Here is a 4,791-nt window from a genome sequence, read left to right on the forward strand (position 1 = left end):
GCGCACCCCACTCGGCCGCGACGCGCGGCCCCCCGCCCCCGAACAGCCCGCCGGCCCCGGAGGCCGCGACCACGTACCCGTCTCCGTATCGCTCCCCGACCGACACCTCCCACGAGCGCCCCCCGTACGCCCCCGGCTCCGCGCCGGTCGCGGCCCCGGCGCCCGAGCCGCGCTCGTCGCGCCCGGTCGCATCCGAACCCTCGGCCGCAGACCGCTGAGAACCCTGGGCGGGACCGGGGCCCCGCTGCCCCGCCCGCCCGTGGCCCGGCCCCTGCCCGTCTTCACCGGTGTGGGCATCCGCGCCGCCCGCCGCGGATCGCTCCGAACCGTACGAGCCCGCCCCGCGCCCACCCCCATACGCCCCCGTCCCCTCCGCCTGCGACCGGCTCGATCCGTACCCGCTTCCGGGCCCCTGCTTAGGCTCCGGGCCGGAGGCCGGGCCCCGGTCGTGTCCGTCTGCGTACGGATCCGGGCTCTCGGCCGGGGGCCGCTCCGCACCGGGTGGGATGCGGGGGTCCGGGATCCCCGCCGGACCGGGGGGCGGACCCCCGGGGGCCGCCCCCGCCCCCCGCTCGCCCCCGTCCCGCTGCTCCGGCCACCCCGTCGGGCGGCTCGTCAAGAGGTCGAGGGCTCGGGACGCCGCGTCCAGGAGAGGGGCGCGGCGTTCCGTGGCCACCGTGCGGAGCATCGTGTCGACCTCGTACTCGTGGCCGTCGCCTCGGGCGAGGCCATCGAGGTGGCGGTGGACCAGGCCGTCCGCGACCTGGGCCGCGCGGTCGTCGAGGAGGTCGCGGGGGTCGGCGCGGCGGCGGTCCGTGTTGCGGGTCGCCGCGCCCGCCCAGCGGCCGACGAACACGTAGCGCAGGTTGGGCAGTTCGGCCGTGTCGTGCGTGGCGAAGGTCCACGGCCACGGCACGGCCTCGCCGAACATGCTGTACAGCCCGTACAGCACCCGGCACGCCCCCGCCCCGCCGCTCCGGTCGAGCAGCGTGAAACGCCCGTCGGGGTGGCGCAGCAACTCCGCGACCGCCCCTGCCAGTTCGTCCCGGTACTCCGCGAGCCCCGCCGCGAGCCGCTGCTGCCCGGCCACCGCCGCATGGAGCAGCGCGGCCTCCGGCACCCGGTCCAGCGCGCCGCGCACCCGCGCGAGCGGCAGCTCCGCCGCGCCCGGCCAGTCCCACCCGTGCAGGCCCAGGCAGGTCCCGGGGTCGAGCACCTCCCGGCTGCCGGCGAGCACGTGGCAGACCGTCCCGGTCCGCCCGCCGGCCTCCCGCACGGGGGCCCGGCGCACCAGCACCACCCGCCCGCCCTGGTCCTCGACGCGGACCAGCGCCGGCCGGGTCTCCTCCGTGCCGGCGTCTCCCCCGGACCGCAGCATCGGGCCGGTGATCCGGAAGATCGCCTCGACCTGCTCGCGCGAACCGGACCAGGCCACCGGGCCGAACCCGGTGCTCCCGGACGCGTTCTCGGCGTCCCAGCGGAAGACCATCTGGTCGACCCACTTCTCCGGACGGGCCATCAGGATCCCACCTCTCTGTGCTCCGCCCCCGGCAGCAGCCCGCACATGGCGAAGACGGACAGCAGCGGCGCCAGCACCCGCCGCGGCCGGGCCCCGTGCGGGAACCGGTCGTCCTTCGCCTGCCCTCCCGTGGCGGCGACGAAGTGCAGGGTGCAGCGCGCGCAGTCGTCGAACGGTTTGAGCCAGGCGGAGCTGGCGTGATGCGCCAGGAACGCGTACGCGTCCCGGCTCTCCTCGCGGACCGCCGCCGCGTCGAAGCGGCCCGGCAGCGCGCGCCCCAGCCACCGGTCGACGGTCGGTTCGAAGCGCACGAGGTCGCTCTTGTTCACGGCGATCGTCGCCGGCGCGGCGACATGCCCGCCGGTGCGCGGCACCCGGTTGAGGACGGTGGCGAACGCCTCGTCGCCGAGGTTCCGCAGCGGCAGTTCCTGCACCGCCCGCACCGGGTCGAGCGACGAAAGACGCAGCGCCCGCAGCGGATCCAGGACGAAGACGAAGGCGTCGACGCCCATCAGGAACCGGGTCACCTCACCGTCCTGCGCCAGGTCCTCGCCCGCGAGGTCGAAGAACACCACCGGCCGGGGCATCATCCCCTGCGCCGAGACCAGCAGCCCGTCCGCGAACCGCGCGAAGGTCTGCTGTCCGGTGCGGCCGAGCTCCCGGCCCTGCTGGAGGCTCTGCACGCGATCACGCAGGTACGTGCGGTGCGCCTCGGGGTTGAGCGGCAGGCACTTGAGCCCGTACGGCTCCAGGCCACCCTGCTCGACCTCGCCCAGCATCGCGGCGAGCAGATGCGTCTTGCCGACGGCGGAGCTGCCGACCAGCGCGATCGAGAGCGGTTCGCCGTTGGTGAGGTACGGGACGGGCAGTTCGTGCGCCTGGTCGCCGTCGGCGTGCGGGCAGCGGTGGTACGCCTTGCGCAGCGCGTCCTGGCGGTGCGCGGGGCGGTGCTCGGCGCTCAGGTCGAGCGGGATCCGGTCGCCCTTGTCGTCGATGGTGACCAGCAGGCTCTCGTCGTACTCGACGGGCAGCAGGCAGTGCGGGCACTGCCGTCCCCGGTCCGGAGGCGGCGCATCGAAGCCGGCGTCCTCGCGGAGGCGGGGCGCGCGGGCGGGGGCCGGCTGCGCCGCCGCGCCGCCGAACAGCCGCTCGCGCAGCGAACGGCGCGGCGGCGGCAGGTACTCCAGCGCCTCCCGGGACTCCTCGGCCGCCTCGGCCAGGGTTCCGAAACCGCCCGGCCGCGCGCGCCTGCGGGCGAGCTGGGCGTCGAACTCGGCCCGGCCGCGGCTCAGCGGATCGGCCGCCGCGGCGGCCGTGACCAGCGGGTCGACGACCGGGACCAGCCGCATCAGCTCCGCGGGCGAGGCCCGGTCGGCGGCCCGGGCCGCGTACAGACGGCCCCGGTCGAGCGGGGCGAGCCGCCGGAAGTCGGCGAGATCGGCGGGCGGGCCGGCGCCGACGCCGGGCCGCCCGGACACCAGGAAGTACAGCAGTTGGGCGACGGACCAGAGGTCGTCGCGCGGATCGGCCGCGCCCTGGCCCTCGCGCTGTTCGGGCGCCGCCCAGGGCGCCGCACCGAAGGGCTCGCGGGGCTCCCCGGCGCGCTGCGCCGCGTACGGCTCGGACAGCCGGACGTGCCGGCCGTCCCAGCGGACGGTGTCCGGGGTGAGGGCCCGGTGGACGAGCCCGACGTCCTCCAACAGTCGTACGGCGAGGGCGAGTTCCTCGATGACGTGGTGCTGCTGGTCGCCGCCGAGCGTGCCGCGGCGGTCGGCGAGCGGCTCGCCGCCCGGCATGCGGTAGAGGACGAAGGGCTCCGCCGCGTCCAGGTCGAAGCCGACCACCCGGGTGAAGATCCCGGCGAACTTCTCGCCGCCGTACCGGCGTTCGAGCGCGACCGCCGCGGCCACCTCGCGCTCCAGGCGCGCGAAGGCGTGCGGGTCGCCGTGCGCGGACGCGGGGACGCGGTACTGGAGCGCCTTCCGGCCGGCGTCGAGCACCACCGGGCGGACGAGCACGCCGGGGCGGCCGGGCGCGGCGCGGTCCGGGCCGAGCTGGACGCGCGGGATCCGGACCCGGGTCTCCTGGTGGGTCAGGAACTCCAGCCCGTCCCCCGCTGGTTCCGTGCCGCTGTTCATGGTGCTCAGCTCTCCTCTTCCCTGACCGTGCGCACGACGTCCGCGCGCAGCGGTACGAGGTGCAGGACCCCGGCGTGCCGGCCGCCCGGCGTCCACACCACGTCCTCGGCGGTGCCGAGCCGGCCGTCCCGCTGCTCGTCCCGTCCCGCGCCCCGGCGCATCGCCTCGGGGACGAACCGCACCCGGCGCACCGCCGACGGCTCCTGCGACAGCAGCCGCCGGTGCTCGGGCCCGCACAACGGGACCGTCTGCTCGGTCCCGGCGTCCGAGGCGACCAGCCGGGCCACCCGGTCGGGCGCGACGCCGGTGAGCCGGGCGGCGTCGGGGCGGCCCTGAGGGTCGGCGGCGTACGGCGGGGGCGAGGCGGCCGCGTCGCGCAGCAGCCGGTCGTGGGTGGCGTCGAGCAGCTCCGTCATCGGAATGTCGAGGGCGAGCGCGGCCGCGCTCGCCGGGTCGCGTTCGAGGCCGGCCCAACAGCCGTCGAGGATCAGGACCGTGCCCTGGACGAGGTCGTCGACGAGGGTGTCGAGCAGGGCGGGACCGCCGTCGCCGAGCTGCCGTTCCAGCCACATGGGGTCGTCGCCGGGCGCGGAGCGCTGGTCCGGGATCGTCGCACGGGGCTCGGCGGACCGGTCGGCAGGCCTTTCGGCCGACCAGTCGCCGCCGGACTCGTCGTTCCAGTCCGTCCAGTCGTCCCAGGTGTCCGCGGAGTCCGCGTCGGCGCTCTTCGCGGTGGACGCGGACTCCGTCGTACCGGCTCCCGCCCACGATTGGGCCGGGGCGGCGGCGGGGTACGCATGCGTCTGAGCCGTGTCCGCCAGCCTGCGCAGCAGGTGGGCGAGGGCCCCGGCCCCGTCCGAGCAGTGGTGCCGTACCTCCGCGAACAGCCAGTCGTGGACGGCCGTCTCGGCGACCAGGGCGTGCACCTCGCGGGTGATCCGTCCGGCGTACTCGGCGTCCGTACGGTTCCACCAGTCGTCGACGCCGCGGCTCCAGTCGCGCACCGCGATCAGCAGGATCGCCAGGACCGCGCAGAGCAGGCCGGCCGCGCCCGCCCAGGCGGGCGGCCCGAGGAGCTGCCCGGTCGCCGCGCCCGCCAGGCCGCCGAGGACTCCGCCGAAGAGGCGGGGCGCG

General features: G+C 77.0%; 1 protein-coding gene and 2 pseudogenes. All 3 read right to left on the reverse strand.

The annotated features are described in order from the left end of the window. Positions 1–1,519, reverse strand: a pseudogene (locus VIU94_RS34400) (hypothetical protein); the annotation flags it as partial. After that, entirely contained in the window at positions 1,519–3,657 is a 2,139-nt protein-coding gene (locus VIU94_RS34405; protein ID WP_331917693.1) for a hypothetical protein, read from the reverse strand. The gene VIU94_RS34405 and the pseudogene VIU94_RS34400, both read right to left, overlap by 1 nt. Positions 3,658–3,662: 5 nt before the next feature. Next, positions 3,663–4,791: pseudogene (locus VIU94_RS34410) on the reverse strand (hypothetical protein); the annotation flags it as partial.

It is taken from the genome of Streptomyces sp. (assembly GCF_036566765.1).
Taxonomy (GTDB): domain Bacteria; phylum Actinomycetota; class Actinomycetes; order Streptomycetales; family Streptomycetaceae; genus Streptomyces.

Bases quoted from the DNA above. Each gene is read 5' to 3' on its own strand.
- VIU94_RS34405 (WP_331917693.1), bottom strand. From the start codon at position 3,657: ATGAACAGCGGCACGGAACCAGCGGGGGACGGGCTGGAGTTCCTGACC.